Origin of the sequence: Microbispora sp. CSR-4 (assembly GCF_008033685.1) — a bacterium.
GTDB lineage: Bacteria > Actinomycetota > Actinomycetes > Streptosporangiales > Streptosporangiaceae > Microbispora.
In genome coordinates, this window is sequence record NZ_VJVX01000004.1 from 86,915 (window position 1) to 106,083 (window position 19,169).

Genomic DNA, 19,169 nt, shown 5'->3' on the forward strand with positions numbered 1-19,169 from the left:
CCCGGCGGGCGCCGGCGGGCACCGGACGAGCCGCCGGACCACTCAGCCCAGGCGCTGGACCAGGGCGCGGTACTCGTCCCACAGCTCCTTCGGCATGTGGTCGCCGAAGGTCTCGAAGTGGGGCGGGATCAGCGCCGCCTCCTCGCGCCACACCTCGGGGTCGACGCTGAGCAGGAGCTCCATGTCCTCGGGCGCGATGTCGAGGCCCTCGGTGTCGAGCGAGGCCGGCAGGTTGCCGATCGGCGTGGGCACGGCGTCGGCCACGCCGTTCAGCCGGTCGACGATCCACTTGAGCACCCGGCTGTTCTCGCCGAAGCCCGGCCACAGGAAGCGGCCGTTCGCGTCCTTGCGGAACCAGTTGACGTAGTAGATCCTCGGCAGCTTCTCCGGATCGGTCATCCTGCCGATCTCCAGCCAGTGGGCGAAGTAGTCGCCCATGTTGTAGCCGCAGAACGGCAGCATCGCGAACGGGTCGCGGCGCAGCTCGCCGACCTTCCCCTCGGCCGCCGCGGTCTTCTCCGAGGCCACGTTGGCGCCCAGGAACACGCCGTGCTGCCAGCCGAACGACTCGGTCACCAGCGGCACCGCGGTCGCCCTGCGGCCGCCGAACAGGATGGCCGAGATCGGCACCCCGGCGGGGTCCTGCCACTCGGGGGCGATCGTCGGGCACTGCTCGGCCGGCGTGGTGAACCGGGCGTTCGGGTGGGCGGCGGGCTCCGGGGAGTCCGGCGTCCAGTCACGGCCCTTCCAGTCGATGAGGTGCGCGGGCGGCTCGTCGGTGAGGCCCTCCCACCAGACGTCCCCGTCGTCGGTCAGCGCGACGTTCGTGAAGATGCTGTTGCCCCACAGCGTCTCGATCGCGTTGGCGTTCGTGGACCGCCCGGTGCCGGGCGCGACGCCGAAGAACCCGGCCTCCGGGTTGATCGCGTACAGCCGGCCGTCGGGGCCGAAGCGCATCCAGGCGATGTCGTCGCCGATCGTCTCGACCTTCCAGCCCGGGATCGTGGGCTGGAGCATGGCGAGGTTCGTCTTGCCGCACGCCGACGGGAAGGCCGCGGCGACATACCGCGCCTCGCCCTGCGGCGGCGTGAGTTTGAGGATCAGCATGTGCTCGGCCAGCCAGCCCTCGTCGCGGGCCATCACGCTGGCGATCCGCAGCGCGTAGCACTTCTTGCCCAGCAGCGCGTTGCCGCCGTAGCCCGAGCCGTACGACCAGATCTCGCGGGTCTCCGGGAAGTGGCTGATGTACTTGGTCTGGCTGCACGGCCACGGCACGTCGGCCTGGCCGGGCGCCAGCGGCGCGCCCACCGAGTGGACGGCCTTCACGAAGTCGCCGTGCTCATGGTCGCGCTTGCCTCGGCCCTCGTTGGCTCGTGCCTCGCTCTCTCGGGCCTTTCGCGCCGCTCCGCGCTCCTCGATGAGCCGCAGCGCGTCCTCGCCCATCCGGGTCATGATCCGCATCGACACCACGACGTACGGCGAGTCGGTGATCTCGACGCCGAGCTGCGAGATGTTCCCGCCCAGGGGACCCATGCAGAACGGCACGACGTACATCGTCCGGCCCCGCATGCAGCCCTTGAACAGCGTGGCGAACGTGCGGCGCATCTCGTCGGGCGCGATCCAGTTGTTGGTCGGCCCGGCGTCCTCCTCACGCTCGGAGCAGATGAACGTGCGGTCCTCCACGCGGGCGACGTCGCTCGGGTCCGAGGCCGCGTAGAAGCTGTTGGGACGCTTGGCCAGCCGCGTGAAGGTGCCCTGCTCGACCAGGAGGTTGGTCAGGCGCGTCCATTCGGCCTCGGAGCCGTCGCACCATTCGATCCGGTCGGGCTGGGTCAGCTCCGCGATCCGGGTCACCCAGGCCGCCAGATCGCTGTGACTCGTGGGCGTGGGTACCTCTACTGAAATGGACACGGGGGCGGCTCCTTAATCTCTCAGGGCCAGAGCATCATCGGCGAAGAATGGCCTCCGAATCCAATTGGAGTAGACCATCGAGTTTCCACTCCGTTAAATCGGCGCCATTCTCTACTTCATGGCCACGGATGCCATCCGCACAGGCAGTGGCCGTGATGTTGTGGGACCTTACCCACTCTGGCCCTGTTGGAAAAACGTCGCTCTTCCCCTTACCCGCAGCACCGTCCTTACACATTGGTATAGGCCAATTCGACTGGTCCAGACCTTTCGGCGAATTGGTTCAGTCCAATCCGCCGGGGCCCTCCGCCCTGATCCTGTCGACGTGCTGGAGGGCATCGCGCAGGTCAGCGAGCCAGCTGTCGGTGTGCTTGCCGACGAGCCGCACGCACCAGGCCAGCGCGTCGCTGCGGCTGCGCGCGACACCCGCGGCGACCAGGGTGTCGAGGACCTGCCGTTCCGGCTGGCGGAGCCGGGTCATGACGGGGACGGAAAGAGTGGTGAACATCACGGTCTCGCCGCCCACGACGACACCCCAGGAGACCTTGCGGCGGAAGCGGTGCTCGGCCTCCCTGGCGATGTCGATCCTGCGCTCGCGCGTCTCCTCGCGGAACCGCTCGACGTACCCATCCATGGCCGCCGCACGCTCCGGGTCGGGGAGCCCTTCGGCCACCGACAGCGGCGGAAGCGTGCCCAGCACGGTGATCTCCTCGCGGTCCACCACGACCTTGGGGGTCTCGGCGAACCAGTTGTCCGGCAACCGGCCGGCGAACCAGGCGCTCAGCTGTTCTTCTGAATGCATGTAATCAACATTACATCGCTATTGCACAGCAGCCTAGGTTGACAGTCGCTACTTTTTGAGGGCTACTTTCAAATTATGGCTACTCTCACTTCTCGATGGTGGGCGCTCGGCGCCCTCGTGCTCAGCGCCCTTGTCATCGGCATGGACGCGACCGTGCTCAACGTGGCGCTGCCGACCCTCGCGGCCGACCTGCACGCCTCGACCGGCGACCTGCAGTGGATCGTCGACGCCTACCTGATCCCGTTCGCCGCGCTGATGCTCCCGGCGGGCGCGCTCGGCGACCGGTTCGGCCGCAGGCGCCTGCTGCTGGCCGGGCTCGCGGCCTTCGGCATCGCGTCGGTGATCGCGACGTACGCGGGCGGCACCGGCGCCCTGGTCGCGGCCCGCGCGTTGATGGGGGCGGGCGGCGCGGTGATCATGCCGCTGTCGACCTCGATCCTGCCGGTGGTCTTCCCACCGGCCGAGCGCGGGCGCGCGATCGCCGTGTGGACGGCCGCCATGGCGCTCGGCCTGCCCCTCGGCCCGGTCGTGGGCGGCTACCTGCTCGACCACTTCTGGTGGGGCTCGGTCTTCCTCGTGAACATCCCCATGATCGTCGTCTCGATGGCGGCGGTGGCCGCGTTCATCCCCGAGTCGCGCGACCCCGCCGCGCCGCGGACCGACCTGCCCGGCGCGCTGCTGTCGGTGACGGGCCTGGCCGCGCTGGTGTACGGCGTCATCGAGGCCCCGGCGCGCGGGTGGGGCGACCCCCGCGTGCTGGCCGGTCTCGGCGCGGGGGCGGCGCTGCTGGCGGTGTTCGTCCGGGTCGAGGCCCGCACCCGGCAGCCGATGATGGACCTCGGCCTGTTCCGCAGCCGGGTCTTCGTCTGGGGCGCGGCCGGCGCGACGTTCGTGAGCCTCGGCATGTCGGGCGTGCTGTTCGTCGTCCCCCAGCACCTGCAGGCCGTGCTCGGGCACGACGCCCTCGGCACCGGTGTGCGGGTGATCCCCATGGTGGCCGGGCTGATGGCCGGGGGCCTGGCCGGAGAGCGGCTCACGGCCCGCCTCGGGCTGCGCGTGGTCATGCCGGCGGGCCTGGTCCTGCTCGCCGCCGGCTTCCTCCTGGGCGCCGCGACCTCGGTGTCTTCCGCGTACGGCTTCGTCGCGGCCTGGCTGGCCGTCCTCGGCGCGGGCGTGGGCCTCGCCATGGTCCCCGCCATGGACGGCGTGCTCGCCACGCTGCCCGAGGAGCGGTCGGGCTCCGGCTCGGCGACCCTGCAGACCGTGCGCCAGGTCGGCGGCGCGCTGGGCGTGGCCGGTCTCGGCAGCATGCTCTCGGCGGCGTACGCCTCGGGTCTGCCGGACCGGGTCCCGGAGGGAGCGGCCGGCTCGGTCACGGCCGCGACGGCCCTGGCCGCGCGTGCGGGAGACGCCGCGCTGCTGGGCGCGGCCAGGGAGGCGTTCGTGGACGGCATGGACCTGGTCCTGCTGGTGTGCGGGGCCCTGTCGGTGCTGACCACCGTCCTCGTGGCCGTCTTCCTACCGGGGAGTACGGCAGGGCGCGGGAAGACGGCAGAATCAGGGCATGAGCTCACCTCAGCGCGCTGACCGGACCTCGCCCGCCTCCGACCGCGCTGTCACGAGCCTGCGCGAGCGCAAGAAGGCCAAGACCCGCAGGACCATCCAGGAGCAGGCGCTGCGGCTGTTCGCCGAGCAGGGATACGACGCGACGACGGTCGAGCAGATCGCGGAGGCGGCCGAGGTCTCCCCCAGCACGTTCTTCCGCTACTTCCCCACGAAGGAGGACGCGGTCACCCAGGACGACTACGACCCGCTCCTGATGGAGGCGATCAAGGCGCAGCCGCCGGACCTGCCCCCGCTGACCACGCTGCGCGCCGCGTTCCGCACCGCCTTCGAGGCGATGGAGCCCGAGGAGCTCGACCGGATGCTCTCCCGGACCAAGCTGACCACCTCCGTGCCCGCCCTGCGGGCCCGGACGATGGAAGGGCTGTACTCCACGATCGAGATGCTCGCCGGGGCGGTGGCCGAGCGGGCGGGCCGCGACCCCCGCAGCCCCGCCGTACGGACGCTGGCCGGCGCGGTGATGGGGGTCATGCTCCCGGCGATGTTCACCTGGGTGGAGCACGACGGCCGGATCCCGCTGCCCGTGCTGCTCGACGAGGCACTCGGCTACCTGGAGGCCGGGCTGCCGATCTAATCGGCTTTGTCGGGAACCACCTGAAGGACCAGCTTGCCCTGGATGTGCCCGCGCTCGGCCCGCTCGTGGGCCTTCGCGGCCTCGGCGAGCGGGAAGACCGCGTCGATGCCGACGCGCAGCCGGCCCTCCTCCAGCAGGCGTCCCAGTTCGGCCATCTGCTTGCCGTCCGAGTGGACCTGGCCGCCCCGGAACGTGATGCCCAGCTCGGCCGCGTGGTCGCGGTGATACTCGCCGTGGAAGACCGGGCTGATCACGCCGCCGGGCCGCACCACCCGCAGGAACCGGTGGGCGTCCGGCCCGCCCACGCTGTCGATGAGCACGTCCACGTCGCGCACCGCGTCCTCCACGCGCGTGGTCGTGTAGTCGACGAACTCGTCCACCCCCAGCTCGCGCAGGAACGTCTCGTGCCGCCCCGAGGCGACCCCGATGACGTACGCGCCCTGTAGTTTGGCGAGCTGCGCCGCGAAGTGGCCGACCCCGCCGGCGGCGCCGTTGACCAGCACCCTGCGGCCCTCGCCGAGCTTGATGTGGTCGAAGACGAACTGATAGGCGGTGAGCCCCGCCATCGGCACGGCGGCCGCCTCGACGTGGCTGAGCGAGGCCGGCTTGCGGGCCAGGTGGGACGCGGGCGAGGTGGTGTATTCGGCGTAGCCCCGGCCTCCGTTGCCCAGAGCGCCGGGAAAGCGCACGAGCCCGAAGACCTCGTCGCCCTCCCGCCACTCGCCGACGCCCTCGCCGACGGCGACGACCACGCCGGAGATGTCCGAGCCCGGCGTGTACGGCAGGGGAAACGCGGGCCGCATCTCCTCGGGAATGTTCGAAAAGCCTATGCGGGCGTACCAGTCGGGCGGGTTCATCCCGGCCGCGTGCACCCGGACCAGCACGTCCCCGGGACCCGGCTCGGGGCGGGGAACCTCCTCCAGCGCCAGGACCTCGGGGTCTCCGGTCCAGTGCATGGGACGGCCTTCATGGTGGGCATCGGTCCTCCTGACGACTACGATTCGGAGCGATGCTCCGGATAATAAGCGGAGCACCGCTCCACATGTCAAGTGCGAGGATCGACGCATGACGGGCCGACAGCAGCGCGCGGACGCGCAGCGCAACTACGAGCGCATCCTGGAGGTCGCCAGGACCGTGGTGGAGGAGCAGGGCACCCAGGCGTCGCTGCGCGACATCGCCCGGCGCGCCGAGGTCGGCATGGGCACGCTCTACCGCCACTTCCCCACGAGAGAGGCCCTGCTGGAGGCCCTGCTCCGGCAGCGGTTCGACACCCTGGCGGCCCGCGCGGAGGAGCTGGAGGGCGCGGACGACTCCCGCGAGGCGCTGCGGCAATGGCTGCGGGAGTTCCTCAGCCGCGCGAGCGCCTACCGCGGCCTGAGCTCTTCGATGATGACGACGATCGGCGACGAGGACTCCGCCCTCCACGCGTCGTGCTCCGCCATGCGGGAGGCCGCCGGGCGCCTGGTCAAGCGGGCCCAGGACGACGGCCACATCCGGCCGGACATCGACGGGATGGACGTGTTCGCGCTGGTCAGCGCAGTCGGGTGGATCGCCGAGCAGGGCCCGGTCGTCGCCGGGCGGCGCGACCACCTGTTCTCGCTCGTGCTGGACGGCCTGGCCGCCGGCGCGGTCAGCGGACGCGCGCCGAGATCTGCGGACTGACCCGGACGACCCCGGCGAGGTTCTTGGTGTAGACGTTCGCGATCTTCACGACGTCGCCCGTGTGCGGGGCGTGCAGCATCTTCCCGTTGCCCCAATAGATGGCGACGTGCGAGATGTAGCCGGGGTTGGTCGGATCGTTGCGCCAGAACAGCAGGTCACCCGGCTGCGCCTGCGACAGCGGCACCTGCGGCCCGGTGACCCACTGCTGATAGGTCACCCGCGGCATGCGCACGCCCGCCTGCGCGTACGCCCACTGCACGAGCCCCGAGCAGTCGAAGCTGTCGGGCCCCTCGGCGCCCCACACGTACGGCCGGCCGAGCTTGCTGACGGCGGCGGTGAGCGCGACCTTGAGCTGCTCCGCGGACATGAACGCCGTCTGCGGCCACACCTTGCGGCCCTTCGGCGCCACCACCACCGGGTTGATCGTGGCGACCTGGCTGCCCTTGGGGAGGATCTTCAGCAGTCTGAGGCGGAGCTTGCCGGAGTCGACCTTGGGCGCGCTCACGACCAGGGCGTTGCCGTCCGGGATGCCGAGCGCCGACGCCGTCCCCTTCGAGACGATCGCCGCGATCGAGCCCATGCCCACCGTGGCGTACGCGCCGATGCGCAGGCGCCGGGCGCCGCTCTGGACCTGCGAGCCCAGCTGCACGCCGCCGTCGTTGCCGAGCTCGAAGGAGACCGCCATGTCGCCGGCGGCGATGTTGCGCCACAGCTCGTCGGAGGAGGCCGTGACCTTCGGCGTGTACGAGCGGAAGGTGGACGGGTCGACGCCCATCGTGGGCACCCGCTTGCCGTCCACGGTCACCTCGGCCGCGCCGGTCGCCTCGGCGGCGGCCACGCCCTTCACCTTGCGCACCTTCTCCACCACCTCTGGGGGAAGGGGCCGGGTGGCCACCACGAACAGGTGCGGGCGGATCAGCCGCTGCAGCGGGGCCACCGGCTGCTGCGACACCGTCTGAGCGGCCGGGGCCTGGTGGCCCTGCGCCGGGGCCGGCATCTCACGGGCCTGCCGGGTCGCGGCCACGTAGCCGTGGCCCGCGCGCCGCCCGGACAGGGCCGCGACCACGTCCGGGTCCCCGGATTGCGGCCGGAGATCCCCGAGCACGAGCACGTCGATGGTCAGCACGGCGACGAGCGCCGCGGCGATGAGGGGAACCGTCCTGCGCAGGCGCCCCGGGCGGGGCAGCCGCGGGCGATAGGCGAGATCCTGACGAGCCTCGGACACGGCTCTCGCGAGCTTCCTGCCTAAACGGGTGGACGGCCGCGCTCGGCGTTCGAGCACGATCTCACCCCTCCCGCGGCGAATGGTCCGGTCAGGGACGAGACTGCCGCACAGCCGGGAATCCCGCAAACGATTCCGGAATTCCCGGCCGGGGCGAAAAGGGTCAGTTGCCGATGTACGGCACGGCTTCGAGGATCTCGACGGTGTTCTGCCTGCCGTTGGGCAGCGTGTACGTCGCCTTTTCCCCGATCTTCTTGCCGTTGATCGCGGACCCGAGGGGAGAGTTCGGCGAGTAGACGTCGATGGGCGCGCCGCTCTCCTCGCGGGAGGCCAGCAGGAAGGTGACCTCCTCGTCGTCGCCGTCGAAGCGGACCGTCACGGTCATGCCGGGGCCGACCACGCCCTCGGCGCGGGGCGCCTCGCCGACCCTGGCGTTGTCCAGGATCTGCCGGAGGTGGAAGATGCGGGCCTCCATCTTGCCCTGCTCGTCCTTGGCGGCGTGGTAGCCACCGTTCTCCCTGAGGTCACCCTCTTCCCGGGCGGCTTCGATCTTCTTGGCGATGTCCGTGCGTCCCGGGCCCGAAAGGTACTCGTACTCCTCCTTGAGGCGGTCGTACGCCTCTTGCGTCAGCCAGGTGACGTTGTCGTTCTGGGAGACGGCCACGGGCTCTCCTTGTTTCCGTAAGTGACTCGAAAGGCTGTCAAGTTAACGCCTTCGAACGCTTCCCCAAAGATTCCACTATACGAGATCGCAGTAGTCGACATGAACTGCTGTGGCCTGGGAACTCGTCCTCAGACGTTCGGTGAACTCGAGATCCGACCGGCCCTTGGGAATGGTTATCTCACGGCTGCCGACCTCCAGGTGCTGGGTGTCGAGCGCCTGGATCCGGCACATCGCCGCCCGGTCCGCGGGCTTGTGCACGGTGAAGGTGATGGCGGCGGAGTCCGCGGCGCTCGCGTCGAAGGTGATGACGTCCGCACTCACCGAAGGGTTCCCGTTCGCGCGGAGCATCACGTAGCCCCAGCCGCCCGCGAACACCGCCACGATCAACGCGATCACGACGTACGACACCAGCCTGGAGGGCCGCGCCGGGCGGGGCGCGAACTCGTCCGGCGTGCCGAGCACCGGGCGTGTCCCCTGGCCGCCGACCTCATCGGTGGGCATCGCGGAATCTCCCTGAGGATTGTCGGTGTTGTGCGAGACGATCGTCCGCACAAGTCGACCGTGCCGGTGACGCCGGCCAGCCGGGTCCGAAACGCACGGTCTCTAAGAAGCTAACCTCTTTTCGTAGCCATAGAACACCTGAGGAGAGACGTGAGTGCACCGTTGAGGCTGATGGCCGTGCACGCGCACCCGGACGACGAGTCGAGCAAGGGCGCCGCCACGATGGCCCGCTACGTCGCGGAGGGCGCGGAGGTGCTCGTCGTCACGTGTACGGGTGGTGAACGCGGCTCGATCCTCAACCCCAAGATGGACCGGCCGGACATCCTGGAGAACATCGGCGAGGTCCGCCGCCAGGAGATGGAGAAGGCGCGCGAGATCCTCGGCGTCCAGCAGCGGTTCCTCGGCTTCGTCGACTCGGGGCTGCCCGAGGACGAGAACGAGCCGCTGCCCGAGGGGTGCTTCGCCCTGCAGCCGCTCGACGTGGCGTCGGCGCCGCTCGTCGCCGCCGTCCGGGAGTTCCGGCCGCACGTGATCCTCACGTACGACGACAACGGCGGCTACCCCCACCCGGACCACATCATGACCAACCGGGTGTCCGTGGAGGCGTTCGAGGCGGCGGGCGACCCCGACCGCTACCCCGGCACTGGCGAGCCGTGGCAGCCGCTGAAGCTCTACTACCACATGGGCTTCACGCGGGAGCGGTTCGAGGCGCTGCACAACGCCATGACCGAGCGCGGCATGGGCTCGCCGTACGCCGACTGGATCTCGCGGTGGGAGGACCGCCCGCAGAAGTGGGAGGTCACCACCAGGGTCCCGTGCGCGGACTATTTCGAGGTCCGCGATCTCGCCCTGCTCGCGCACGCCACCCAGGTCGACCCCGACGGGTTCTGGTTCGTCTGCCCGCGTGAGCTGCAGGAGGAGATCTGGCCGACCGAGGACTACCACCTCGCGCGGTCGCTCGTGGACACCACGCTGCCGGAGGACGACCTGTTCGCGGGGATCGCCGCGGGGGTCACCCCTGCCTGCTCGTAAGCTGAAGGCGTGGATGCAACCAGCTACGGGCCGGGTCTTCTCGGCTTCGTCGTCGTCGCCGCGATCGGCCTGGCCCTGTTCTTCCTGCTGAAGAACATGAACAAGCAGATGCGCAAGATCCAGGTGCCGCACGACCAGCATGAGGACGAGCGGCGCGAAAACGGGCCCAAGGCGTGAGCACGGACGTCAGGGTCGTCGACAACCCCGCCGCGTCGCGCTACGAGATCATCGTGGACGGCGTGGTCGCCGGGTTCGCCCAATACCGGCTGCGCGACGGCGCGATGGTCCTGCCGCACACCGAGGTGCGCGGCGAGTTCGAGGGCCGCGGGCTGGGCGGCGCGCTGGTCGGCGGAGCCCTCGACGCGGCCCGGGCGGCCGGCCTGCGGGTCGTGCCGCTCTGCTCGTTCGTGGCCTGGTACATCCAGCGGCATCCGGAATACCGCGATCTCGTGGACGACGACTACCGCGACCTGGTCGACACACCCGGCTGAGCCGACACACCCGGCTGAGCCGGGCGGATCATTCGGGTAGCGCGGGGCCCGAAGACCAGGCACGCTCCAGCGCCTTCGGCAGGCCCCACCAGCCCAGCGGGGTGAGCACCTCGGCCCGGTCCACGATGCCGAGGTGCGCCCACAGCGGCGTCACCGCCGTGAACAGCATCTCCGTCGCCTCCAGGTCCTCCGGCTCGTCCGGGTCGATGTCGACGTCCTCGGAGTCGGCGATGAACCGGGCGATCCGCTCGGGCGAGGCGAGCACGCCCGGGCCGTACCGGACCAGGGCGATCACCGACGCGAGCCAGTCGGCGTGGTGGATGGCGCACAGCGACGCCAGTATCGAGTCCTCGTGGCTGAGCTCGCCCTCCATGTCGAAGAACCGGGCGGCGTCCTCCTCGTCCGGAAGGTCGGAGATCGGCGCGGCGATCCCGGCGGCGACCGTGAGCCACAGGTCCTCGTCGCGTTCGGGCAGATCGCCGTCCTCCAGCCCGGCGCAGGCGCGCAGCACGTTGCCCGGATAACCGGGGCGGGTCAGCGTCACCCGCAGCCGCCGGGCGGCCGAGCGGAGATCGGCCTCGGGGAAGGGCGGCTCCGGCAGGTCGTCGAGCACCCGCCGCAGCTCGCCGAGCGCGAACGCCTCCTCCTCGTCCCAGGCGGCGTACAGCTCCTGGTCCTGCTCGTCGTTGACCACGACGTTGGGCACCCGGCCGTCCGGCAGCGGGGTGCCGAGCCAGCGCTCCTGGAGCTCCTCGTAGGCGTGCCGGGCGCCGGGGTCCCCGGCGGCGAGCGCGTCCGGGTCGATCTCCCCGGCCGCCAGCCGCTCCTCCAGGAACTCGACCAGCCGCTCGTACATCTCGGTCGCGACCGGGCCGCGCTCGCTCTCCTCCGGCCACAGGAAATAGCTGCGGGTGAGCATGATCGGCTCGGTGCCGCTCGACTCCAGCCAGCGCTGCACGTCCCCGACCGTCGCCACGCCGGACTCGATGCTCATCAGCACGGCTTTGGCCGACTCCCAGAACCTGACCGACAGCGGGTTGCCCGCCGCGAGAAGCTGCCGCCTCAGGTCGGGCAGGGCGACCAGGGCGTGTCCGGACGGCACGGCCAGCAACACCCGTGCGACGTCGCGCCGCGTCATGGCGGCCGCCGGGCGTCCCGAGTGCCTGATAGCGAAGTCCAGATCCAAGCCCACGTCCTGTGAGCCTACGCCGGGACGGGCCGGAACACATCCCCACGGTCCCCCACGAGTTCCCCCGGACGTGGCGGCCCGCCCAGGCCGGGGCGCGTACGGGCCCGGAAGGTGCGGCGGTAGGTGTCCGGAGGCACGCCGACAGTGCGGTTGAAGTGCCGGCGCAGCGTCGTGGCGGTGCCCATTCCGGTGGCCGCCGCGATGACGTCGATGCCGTCGTCGGTGGTCTCCAGCAGCTCCTGGGCGCGGCGGATGCGCTGCACCAGCAGCCACTGCAGCGGGGTGGTGCCGGTGACCGACCTGAAGTGGCGGCTCAGGTTGCGCGAGCTCATCCGCGCCCGGCGGGCCAGGTCGTCCACGGTCAGCGGATGGTCAAGACGTTCCATGACCCAGGGGAACAGTTCGGCGAGCGGGTGGTTGCCGGGGGCGGGCACCGGGGTGGTGACGAACTGGGCCTGGCCGCCGTCCCGGTGCGGCGGCACGACCAGGCGGCGGGCGACCGTGTTGGCGACCGAGGAGCCGTGGTCGAGGCGCACGAGGTGAAGGCACAGGTCCATGGCCGCGGCCTTGCCCGCGGAGGTGAGCACGCTGCCGTTGTCCACGTACAGGACGTCCGGGTCCACCTCCACCCGCGGATAGCGGGCGGCCAGCTCCTCGGTGTGCGCCCAGTGCGTGGTCGCGCGCCTGCCGTCCAGCAGGCCGGCGGCCGCCAGGACGAACGCGCCCGTGCAGAGGGAGGCCACCCGCGCGCCCGCCTCGTGGGCCGCGCGCACCGCGTCGACCAGCTCGGCGGGTGGATCGACCTCGGCGTCGGCCCAGCCCGGGACGATCACGGTGTCGGCGTGCGAGAGCCGGTCGAGCCCGTGGTCGGGCTCCAGCCGGAACCGCCCGGCCCGCACCGCGCCGGGACCGCAGACGACGAGGCTGTACCAGGGGTCGGCCACGTGGCTCAGGTCGGCCCCGAAGACCTCGTAGGCCAGCGCCAGCTCGAAGTGCAGCATCCCGTCGGTGACGGCCAGCGCGACAGTGCTCATGTCCGGAATTGTACGGGTGATGGCGTTCCGGACACTCGTGCCGGACGCCCGTCCTCGTCAGGATGTCCGCGACGGATCATTCGACGAATCATTCGGGCGAGGAGGAGAACCGGTGGAATCGGGTCTCACGGTGGCGGTTTACGGCGCGTACGGGCATACCGGGCGATTCTTGGTGGCACGGCTGCGGGAGCGCGGGTTCGTGCCCGTGCTGTCCGGACGGGACGCCGCCAAGCTGGAGAAGGCGGCGTCGGAGACCGGGCTGGAGGCCCGCCCGGCCCCGGTCGGCGACCCGGCCTCGCTCGACCGCGCCCTGGCCGGCGCGGCGGCCGTGATCAACTGTGCCGGGCCCTTCGCCGCGACGGCCGCGCCCGTGATCGAGGCGGCGCTGCGCGCCCGGATCCCCTACGTGGACGTGGCGGCGGAGATCGAGGCCAACGTCGACACGTTCGCGAACTTCGCGGACCGCGCCCGCGCCGCCGGAGCCGTGATCGTCCCCGCGATGGCCTTCTACGGCGGTTTCGGCGACCTGCTGGCCACCGCCGCGATGGGCGACTGGACGGCCGCAGACGAGGCGCACGTCGCGTACGGGCTGAGCGGCTGGCACCCGACCGCCGGGACCCGCGCCTCGGGCGTGGTCTCCGGGCAGCGGCGGGGCGGCCGGCGCGTCCGTTATGCGAACGGCCGGCTGGAGTATCGCGACGACAAGCAGCCGACCCTGGAGTGGCCCTTCCCCGCCCCGATGGGACCGCGGGCCGTCATCGGAGAGTTCACGATGGCCGACGTCGTCACCATTCCCAGCCATTTGTCCATCCCCGACGTGCGGACGTACATGACGGTCGAGGCCGCCAGGGACCTGTCGGATCCGGGCACCCCGGCCCCGGCCCCGGTCGACGAGCACGGGCGGTCCGCGCAGACCTTCCTCGTCGACGTCGTCGTGCGCTCCGGCGGCAGCGAACGGCGGGCCGTGGCACGTGGCCAGGACATCTACGCCGTCACCGCGCCGCTCGTGGTGGAGGCGGTCGAGCGCATCCTCACCGGACGGACCAGGACCGCCGGCGTCGCCTCCGCCGGTGAGATCTTCGACGCCCTCGGCTTCCTCCACGCCCTGGCCCCGCACGTCTCCTTCGAACTGCGCCGATAACGCGGATCACCCGCGTCCTGCTCCGCGTGGCAGTCCGGCGCGCCACCGGCGCGGACGGATCCCGCGCGCGCCCCCGAAGCCCGTCCGCCGCGCCGTACCCTGATCGTCCTTTTCCGGCGTGTGAGAGGCTGGCCTTATGAACCGGCTGGGCGGCGAGACCTCTCCCTACCTCCTGCAACACGCGGACAATCCCGTCGACTGGTTCCCCTGGGGCGAGGAGGCGTTCGCGGAGGCCCGCCGGCGCGACGTCCCTGTGCTGGTCAGCGTGGGCTATTCGGCGTGTCACTGGTGTCATGTCATGGCTCACGAGTCGTTCGAGGACGAGGCCACCGCGCGGCTGATGAACGAGCTGTTCGTCAACGTCAAGGTGGATCGCGAGGAGCGGCCCGACGTGGACGCGGTCTACATGGGCGCGGTCCAGGCGATGACCGGGCAGGGCGGCTGGCCGATGACGGTCTTCGCCACCCCCGACGGACACCCGTTCTACGCCGGCACCTACTTCCCCCGGCCGCAGTTCCAGCGGCTGCTGCACGCCGTGTCGCAGGCCTGGCGGCAGGACCGTGAGGGCGTCCTGACCCAGGGCCAGAAGGTCGTGGAGGCGCTCGCCGACCGCACCGGGGTGCCCTCGGGCCCGCTGCCCACCGCCGAGACCCTCGACCTCGCCGTACGGAACCTCGTGGAGACCTTCGACGAGCGGCGGGGCGGATTCGGCGGCGCGCCCAAGTTTCCGCCATCCATGGTCCTGGAGTTCCTGCTGCGGCACGGCACCCCGGAGGCCATGGCCATGGCAGAGAAGACCATGGAGGCGATGGCCAGAGGCGGCATGTACGACCAGCTCGGCGGGGGCTTCGCCCGCTACTCGGTCGACGCCGGCTGGGTGGTGCCCCACTTCGAGAAGATGCTCTACGACAACGCGCTGCTGCTGCGGGTCTACGCCCACTGGTGGCGGGCGACCGGCTCGGTCCTGGCCAAGCGGGTGGCCCTGGAGACCGCCGAGTGGCTGCTGCGGGAGATGCGCACGTCCGAGGGCGCGTTCGCCTCGGCCCTCGACGCCGACAGCGAGGGACCGGACGGCACCCACGGCGAGGGCCTGTTCTACGTCTGGACGCCCGAACAGCTCCGCGAGGTCCTCGGAGAGGACGACGCCGCCTGGGCGGCCTCGGTGTTCGAGGTGACCGGCACGTTCGAGCACGGCACGTCTGTGCTCCAGCTTCTCGCCGACCCCGACGACCCGGCCCGGTTCGACCGGGTCCGTACGGCCCTGCGCGCGGCACGGGAGCGGCGGCCCCGGCCCGGCCGGGACGACAAGATCGTGGCCTCCTGGAACGGGCTCGTGATCGCCGCCCTGGCCGAGGCGGGCGCGCTGTTCGAACAGCCGGTGCTGATCGACGCCGCGCGTGAGGCGGCCATGCTGCTCGACGAGCTGCACACGGTGAGCCGCGGCCCGGCCCGGCTGCTGCGGACCTCCCGCGACGGCCGGGCGGGCACCAACGCCGGCATGCTGGAGGACTACGCCAACACCGCCGAGGGCTTCCTCGCCCTCTATGGCGTCACCGGCGAGACCCGATGGTTCTACCGCGCCGGAGACCTGCTGGAGACCGTGCTGGCGCGGTTCCCCGACGGGTCAGGGGGGTTCTACGACGCCCCCGACGACGGCGAGCGGCTGTTCCAGCGGCCCCAGGACCCGACCGACAACGCGACGCCCTCGGGCCAGTTCGCGGCGGCCGGGGCGCTGCTGTCGTACGCCGCGCTCACCGGCTCCGCCCGGCACCGGGAGGCCGCCGAGGCGGCGCTGGGCACGGTCTCCGCGCTGGCGGAGCGGTACGCCCGGTTCGCCGGGTGGGGTCTCGCGGTGGCGGAGGCGGCGCTGCGCGGCCCCGCCGAGGTTGCGATCATCGGCCCGGCCGACGACGCCCGCACCCGCGCGCTGCACCGGGCCGCCCTCATGTCCGGCACGCCGGGGCTGGTCGTCGCGCTGAGCGCGGGAGATCACGCCGACGTGCCGCTGCTCGAAGGGCGGGGCATGGTGGACGGCTCACCGGCGGCCTACGTGTGCCGGCGCTTCACCTGCCGGGCGCCGGTCACCACGCCCGCCGAGCTGCGCGCCGAACTGGCCCGATAGAGAACTGGCCCGATAGAAGGGCACAGGAGAAGCGGCACAGGAGAAGCGGCACAAGCGGCACGGCGGCCTCTCCCGGCCCGGCCGCTCCTCAGGCCGCGCCGCTCTCAGGCGTGCTCCCGGCCGTCAGCGGCCGGGAAGCTGCCCGACCGGGAGCTCCGGCCCGGGGAGCTGCCCGATCGGGCCGCTCTGATCACCTTGATCGTTCTGGCCGGTGCGCCGGGTGCCCGGGTCGGTCTGGCCGGGCCGCCTGGCGCCCGTGCCGGTGGCGCCGGGGTCGGATCTGGTGGTCCCTCTGGTGGTCCCGGCCTCGGGGCCGGCGCGGGTGGCGGGGTCGGCGGCGTCCAGGTCGCGGGTGCCTGCCGGGCCTGCCGGACCGCCGATGCCGTTCGCGCCGCCTCTTGGTGGGGCCTCGCCGTCCTGGCCGGTCGCGCCCTCCTCGTCGCCCCCTGCGGGCGGACCGGGCATGCCGGGCCCGTCGGGGCCGGGCATCGTCACCCCGTCCGGCACGGGCGGCCCGGAGGGTCCCGACGGATAGGCCGTGGGAGACCCGCTCTGCTGCGGCAGCGCCATGCCGTAGGCGTCCCAGTAGTAGGGGTTCCAGGTGACCGGGTCGGGGAACTCCCGGACCGGCTTGCCCTCCATGGCGGTGCTCATGAAGGTCTTCCAGATCTCGGCGGGCAGCGTGCCGCCGTACAGCTCGCCGTAGCCGGGGATGGTCACCGGCTTGTTGTCGTCGCGGAACATGTCGACCGCGACGGCGAGCTGCGGGACGTAGCCGGAGAACCACACGGCCGCCGACTCGTCGGTGGTGCCGGTCTTGCCCGCGACCGGGCGGTCCCACAGCCGCGCGGCCGTGCCGGTGCCGCCGCGCACCACCTGCTCCAGCGCGTACGTCGTGTCGGCGGCGGTGTTCTCGCTGAAGGCCCGGACGCCGGGCGGGGCGAACTTCCGGGTGAGCCCGGTGGAGTCGGTGACCGCCCGGATCACGTGCGGCTCGTGGTGAATGCCTCCGGCGGCGAAGGTGGCGAACCCGGCGGCCTGCTGCACGGCGCTCACCGACGCCACCCCGAGGGGCAGCGTGGCGGCGCCCTGGTGCGGGGCGAGCTGCGCCGCGGGGATGCCGGCGGCCTTGGCCGCGGCGACGACCTTGTCGAGGCCGATGCGCTGCCCGAGGTCGACGAAGGCGGTGTTGACCGAGAACTGCGTCGCCTGGAGCAGCGGAATCGCCGGTCCGTACGACTTGCCGCCGGAGTTGGGGATGTCGGCGGAGCCGATGCGGATGGGGGAGTTGCCGTAGACCAGCGTGTCGAGCCCGTATCCGGCTTCGAGCGCGGCGGCCAGCGTGTAGGGCTTGAAGGTCGAGCCCGCCTGCACCTTGGCGGAGAAGGCGTTGTCGTACTGGTTGGTCTCGTAACGACCGCCGTAGAAGGCGACGACCTCGCCGGTCGCGGGATCGACGGCCGCCAGGCCGGTGCGGACCTTCTTGGGGGTGTCGGCCGGCAGGACCGACTTGACCGCGTGCTGGGCCTGCGCCATGAGCTTCTTGTCGAACGTCGTGGTGACCTTCAGGCCGCCGTGGTTGATGTCCTCGTCGGTGAAGCCGAGCCGGTTCAGCTCCGCGCGCACCTGCGCCAGCATGTAGCCGTTCTGGCCGCCGAGGGACAACGGCGCCCGCTGCTTGGCGAGGGTGGGGAACACCTGGGCACGGGCCTCTGCGCGGCTGATCGCGCCGATCTCGCGCATGCCCTGGATCACCGACGTCCATCTGGCCTTCACCGCGTCGAGCGCGGCCCCGGTCGGGTTGGCGAACCGGGTCGGCTGCTGGATCACGGCGGCGAGGTAGGCGCCCTCGGCCGCCGTCAGGTTCTGCACGTCCTTGTCGAAGTAGGCCCGCGCGGCGGCCTGGATGCCGTAGGCCCCACGGCCGAAGTAGATGGTGTTGAGGTAGCGCTCCAGCACCCAGTCTTTCGGCTTGGAACGATCCACCTTCAGCGCGATCATGATCTCCTTGAGCTTGCGCCCGATGGAGCGTTCCTGACCGAGGCCGCTGTAGTAGTTGCGCACCATCTGCTGCGTGATCGTCGAGCCGCCCTGGAGCTGACGGCCGGTGATCGTGGACCACACGGCGCGGGCCGTACCTGACAGCGAGACGCCCTGGTCCTGGTAGAACGTCCGGTTCTCCGCCGCGATGACCGCGCTTCTGACGACCTGGGGGACCTGCGAGAGCGGCACGGTCTTGCGGTTGACGCCCTCGTTGGCGAGGACCGTCTTGCCGTCCCGGTAGTAGATGACCGAGCCCTGGGCCGTCGCCAGCTCCTGCGTGCTGTCCGGGATGGGGGTCAGCGCCCACACCACGGCGAGGAACACGGCGAGCCCGACGATCGCGGTGGCCAGGCTCAGGAGGAAGACGCGCAGCAGCCGTCTTCGCCGGCGAGGCTTCGGCGCGCCGCCGTCCCCGCCGCCTCCTCCCCCGTTCGGGCCGTCGAGCGACGCCCGCGGTTCCGCGGCGCCCTCCCCGATCGGGCCCTCTTCGGCGCTGTCCACGCTGTGACCCCCGATAAGTCCGATACCCCCGCTACGCCCTTTTGTGCCCGCTGAGCTGGGCGGATGGAACCACGGTAAACGATGGCCTTCTATGGTCCGGCACTTCCCGCCACGTCTGTGGAAAAGCCTGCCCGAGGCGGCGAAGACTGTGGAAAACGCGGGTCAACCCCCGGCCGCACGGACGAGCGGGAGGGTCCGGTAGGGCACCGGCGTGTCGAGCGCGATCACCGATTCGGTCCGTACGACGCCCTGGACGTCCACGATGAGGTCGATGACGCGCTGGAGGTCGGCGTTGCTGCGGGCGACCACACGGCAGAGCATGTCTCCCCCGCCGGTGATCGTGTGGACCTCCAGGACCTCCGGGATGAGCGCGAGCTGGTCGGCCACCGGCACGTGCCCCGCGACCTGCCTGATGTGCAGCGTCACGAACGCCGTCACGTCGAAGCCGAGCGCGGCAGGGTCGATGTCCGGGCCGTAGCCGGTGATGACGCCCTTCGCGGCCATCCGGTCGAGCCGGGCCTGCACCGTCCCCCGGGCGACGTTCAGCCTGCGGGAGCACTCCAGCACGCCGATCCTGGGCTCGGCGGTCAGCAGCGCGACGAGCTGTGCGTCGAGGTGGTCAATCGTCATAACGATTTCCCCTTGTACGAGGCGGAGACT

Annotated in this window: 18 protein-coding genes; 8 read left to right on the plus strand and 10 right to left on the minus strand. The window is 71.5% G+C overall.

The window, feature by feature from the left end:
• Nucleotides 1-42 precede the first annotated feature (42 nt).
• Nucleotides 43-1,911: a phosphoenolpyruvate carboxykinase (GTP) gene (locus FLV34_RS06210; RefSeq protein WP_187280555.1), complete on the minus strand. Its 1,869-nt coding sequence runs from the start codon at nt 1,909-1,911 to the stop codon at nt 43-45.
• Between the two features lie 280 nt (nt 1,912-2,191).
• Complete coding sequence (locus FLV34_RS06215) at nt 2,192-2,710, minus strand: hypothetical protein (protein WP_142650316.1); 519 nt, start codon at nt 2,708-2,710, stop codon at nt 2,192-2,194.
• A gap of 75 nt (nt 2,711-2,785) precedes the next feature.
• On the opposite strand from FLV34_RS06215, the gene FLV34_RS06220 reads away from it, so the two are divergent.
• Both FLV34_RS06220 and FLV34_RS06225 read left to right on the plus strand, forming a co-directional pair.
• Nucleotides 2,786-4,297 carry an MFS transporter gene (locus FLV34_RS06220; protein ID WP_147942587.1) on the plus strand — a complete coding sequence of 504 codons (1,512 nt, stop codon included), beginning with the start codon at nt 2,786-2,788 and terminating at the stop codon, nt 4,295-4,297.
• On the plus strand, nt 4,275-4,907 hold the full coding sequence (locus FLV34_RS06225; protein ID WP_142650314.1) for a TetR family transcriptional regulator: 633 nt from the start codon (nt 4,275-4,277) through the stop codon (nt 4,905-4,907). Before FLV34_RS06220 ends, FLV34_RS06225 begins: the two co-directional genes overlap by 23 nt.
• Here the strand turns inward: FLV34_RS06225 and FLV34_RS06230 are convergent.
• Nucleotides 4,904-5,863: an NADP-dependent oxidoreductase gene (locus tag FLV34_RS06230; RefSeq protein WP_147942588.1), complete on the minus strand. Its 960-nt coding sequence runs from the start codon at nt 5,861-5,863 to the stop codon at nt 4,904-4,906. The genes FLV34_RS06225 and FLV34_RS06230 overlap by 4 nt on opposite strands.
• Nucleotides 5,864-5,972: 109 nt before the next feature.
• Between FLV34_RS06230 and FLV34_RS06235 the strand changes: the two genes are divergently transcribed.
• Nucleotides 5,973-6,569, plus strand: a complete 597-nt coding sequence (locus tag FLV34_RS06235) for a TetR/AcrR family transcriptional regulator (protein ID WP_142650313.1) — start codon at nt 5,973-5,975, stop codon at nt 6,567-6,569.
• Here the strand turns inward: FLV34_RS06235 and FLV34_RS06240 are convergent.
• The 3 genes from FLV34_RS06240 to FLV34_RS06250 all read right to left on the minus strand — a co-directional run bounded on the left by FLV34_RS06240 (nt 6,538) and on the right by FLV34_RS06250 (nt 8,956).
• Nucleotides 6,538-7,794 (minus strand): C40 family peptidase, encoded by a 1,257-nt coding sequence (locus FLV34_RS06240; RefSeq protein ID WP_260617422.1) that lies wholly within the window; start codon nt 7,792-7,794, stop codon nt 6,538-6,540. The genes FLV34_RS06235 and FLV34_RS06240 overlap by 32 nt on opposite strands.
• A gap of 160 nt (nt 7,795-7,954) precedes the next feature.
• The gene (gene greA / locus FLV34_RS06245; protein WP_079315666.1) at nt 7,955-8,455 is read right to left on the minus strand and encodes a transcription elongation factor GreA; all 501 of its coding nucleotides are present in this window, start codon (nt 8,453-8,455) and stop codon (nt 7,955-7,957) included.
• A 75-nt stretch (nt 8,456-8,530) separates the two neighbouring features.
• Nucleotides 8,531-8,956: a DUF4307 domain-containing protein gene (locus FLV34_RS06250; protein WP_142650312.1), complete on the minus strand. Its 426-nt coding sequence runs from the start codon at nt 8,954-8,956 to the stop codon at nt 8,531-8,533.
• A 150-nt stretch (nt 8,957-9,106) separates the two neighbouring features.
• Here FLV34_RS06250 and mca point away from each other — a divergent pair, with 150 nt between their 5' ends.
• The 3 genes from mca to FLV34_RS06260 are packed head-to-tail and all read left to right on the plus strand — an operon-like array spanning nt 9,107 to nt 10,479.
• On the plus strand, nt 9,107-9,988 hold the full coding sequence (gene mca, locus FLV34_RS06255; RefSeq protein ID WP_142650311.1) for a mycothiol conjugate amidase Mca: 882 nt from the start codon (nt 9,107-9,109) through the stop codon (nt 9,986-9,988).
• A gap of 9 nt (nt 9,989-9,997) precedes the next feature.
• The gene (locus FLV34_RS40235; protein ID WP_167530465.1) at nt 9,998-10,165 is read left to right on the plus strand and encodes a hypothetical protein; all 168 of its coding nucleotides are present in this window, start codon (nt 9,998-10,000) and stop codon (nt 10,163-10,165) included.
• Nucleotides 10,162-10,479, plus strand: a complete 318-nt coding sequence (locus FLV34_RS06260) for a GNAT family N-acetyltransferase (RefSeq protein ID WP_142650310.1) — start codon at nt 10,162-10,164, stop codon at nt 10,477-10,479. The genes FLV34_RS40235 and FLV34_RS06260 overlap by 4 nt, the downstream gene beginning before the upstream one ends.
• A gap of 28 nt (nt 10,480-10,507) precedes the next feature.
• Here the strand turns inward: FLV34_RS06260 and FLV34_RS06265 are convergent, their stop codons facing one another.
• On the minus strand, nt 10,508-11,671 hold the full coding sequence (locus FLV34_RS06265; RefSeq protein WP_142650309.1) for a hypothetical protein: 1,164 nt from the start codon (nt 11,669-11,671) through the stop codon (nt 10,508-10,510).
• Nucleotides 11,672-11,682: 11 nt separating this feature from the next.
• Complete coding sequence (locus FLV34_RS06270; RefSeq protein ID WP_142650308.1) at nt 11,683-12,702, minus strand: helix-turn-helix domain-containing protein; 1,020 nt, start codon at nt 12,700-12,702, stop codon at nt 11,683-11,685.
• A 112-nt stretch (nt 12,703-12,814) separates the two neighbouring features.
• Between FLV34_RS06270 and FLV34_RS06275 the strand changes: the two genes are divergently transcribed.
• Both FLV34_RS06275 and FLV34_RS06280 read left to right on the plus strand, forming a co-directional pair.
• Entirely contained in the window at nt 12,815-13,843 is a 1,029-nt protein-coding gene (locus FLV34_RS06275; protein ID WP_147942589.1) for a trans-acting enoyl reductase family protein, read from the plus strand.
• Between the two features lie 136 nt (nt 13,844-13,979).
• Complete coding sequence (locus tag FLV34_RS06280) at nt 13,980-15,965, plus strand: thioredoxin domain-containing protein (protein ID WP_147942590.1); 1,986 nt, start codon at nt 13,980-13,982, stop codon at nt 15,963-15,965.
• A 123-nt stretch (nt 15,966-16,088) separates the two neighbouring features.
• Here the strand turns inward: FLV34_RS06280 and FLV34_RS06285 are convergent, their stop codons facing one another.
• Nucleotides 16,089-18,509 (minus strand): transglycosylase domain-containing protein, encoded by a 2,421-nt coding sequence (locus FLV34_RS06285; RefSeq protein WP_260617421.1) that lies wholly within the window; start codon nt 18,507-18,509, stop codon nt 16,089-16,091.
• 162 nt (nt 18,510-18,671) lie between these two features.
• Nucleotides 18,672-19,139, minus strand: a complete 468-nt coding sequence (locus FLV34_RS06290) for an Lrp/AsnC family transcriptional regulator (protein WP_142650305.1) — start codon at nt 19,137-19,139, stop codon at nt 18,672-18,674.
• Nucleotides 19,140-19,169: the final 30 nt, after the last annotated feature.

Excerpts from the sequence above, each read along its gene's own strand:
- FLV34_RS06235 (WP_142650313.1), top strand. The coding sequence starts at position 5,973 with ATGACGGGCCGACAGCAGCGCGCGGACGCGCAGCGCAACTACGAGCGC.
- FLV34_RS06280 (WP_147942590.1), top strand. The coding sequence starts at position 13,980 with ATGAACCGGCTGGGCGGCGAGACCTCTCCCTACCTCCTGCAACACGCG.
- FLV34_RS06215 (WP_142650316.1), bottom strand. The coding sequence starts at position 2,710 with ATGCATTCAGAAGAACAGCTGAGCGCCTGGTTCGCCGGCCGGTTGCCG.
- FLV34_RS06250 (WP_142650312.1), bottom strand. The coding sequence starts at position 8,956 with ATGCCCACCGATGAGGTCGGCGGCCAGGGGACACGCCCGGTGCTCGGC.
- FLV34_RS06230 (WP_147942588.1), bottom strand. The coding sequence starts at position 5,863 with ATGCACTGGACCGGAGACCCCGAGGTCCTGGCGCTGGAGGAGGTTCCC.
- FLV34_RS06225 (WP_142650314.1), top strand. The coding sequence starts at position 4,275 with ATGAGCTCACCTCAGCGCGCTGACCGGACCTCGCCCGCCTCCGACCGC.
- FLV34_RS06220 (WP_147942587.1), top strand. The coding sequence starts at position 2,786 with ATGGCTACTCTCACTTCTCGATGGTGGGCGCTCGGCGCCCTCGTGCTC.
- FLV34_RS06270 (WP_142650308.1), bottom strand. The coding sequence starts at position 12,702 with ATGAGCACTGTCGCGCTGGCCGTCACCGACGGGATGCTGCACTTCGAG.
- FLV34_RS06290 (WP_142650305.1), bottom strand. The coding sequence starts at position 19,139 with ATGACGATTGACCACCTCGACGCACAGCTCGTCGCGCTGCTGACCGCC.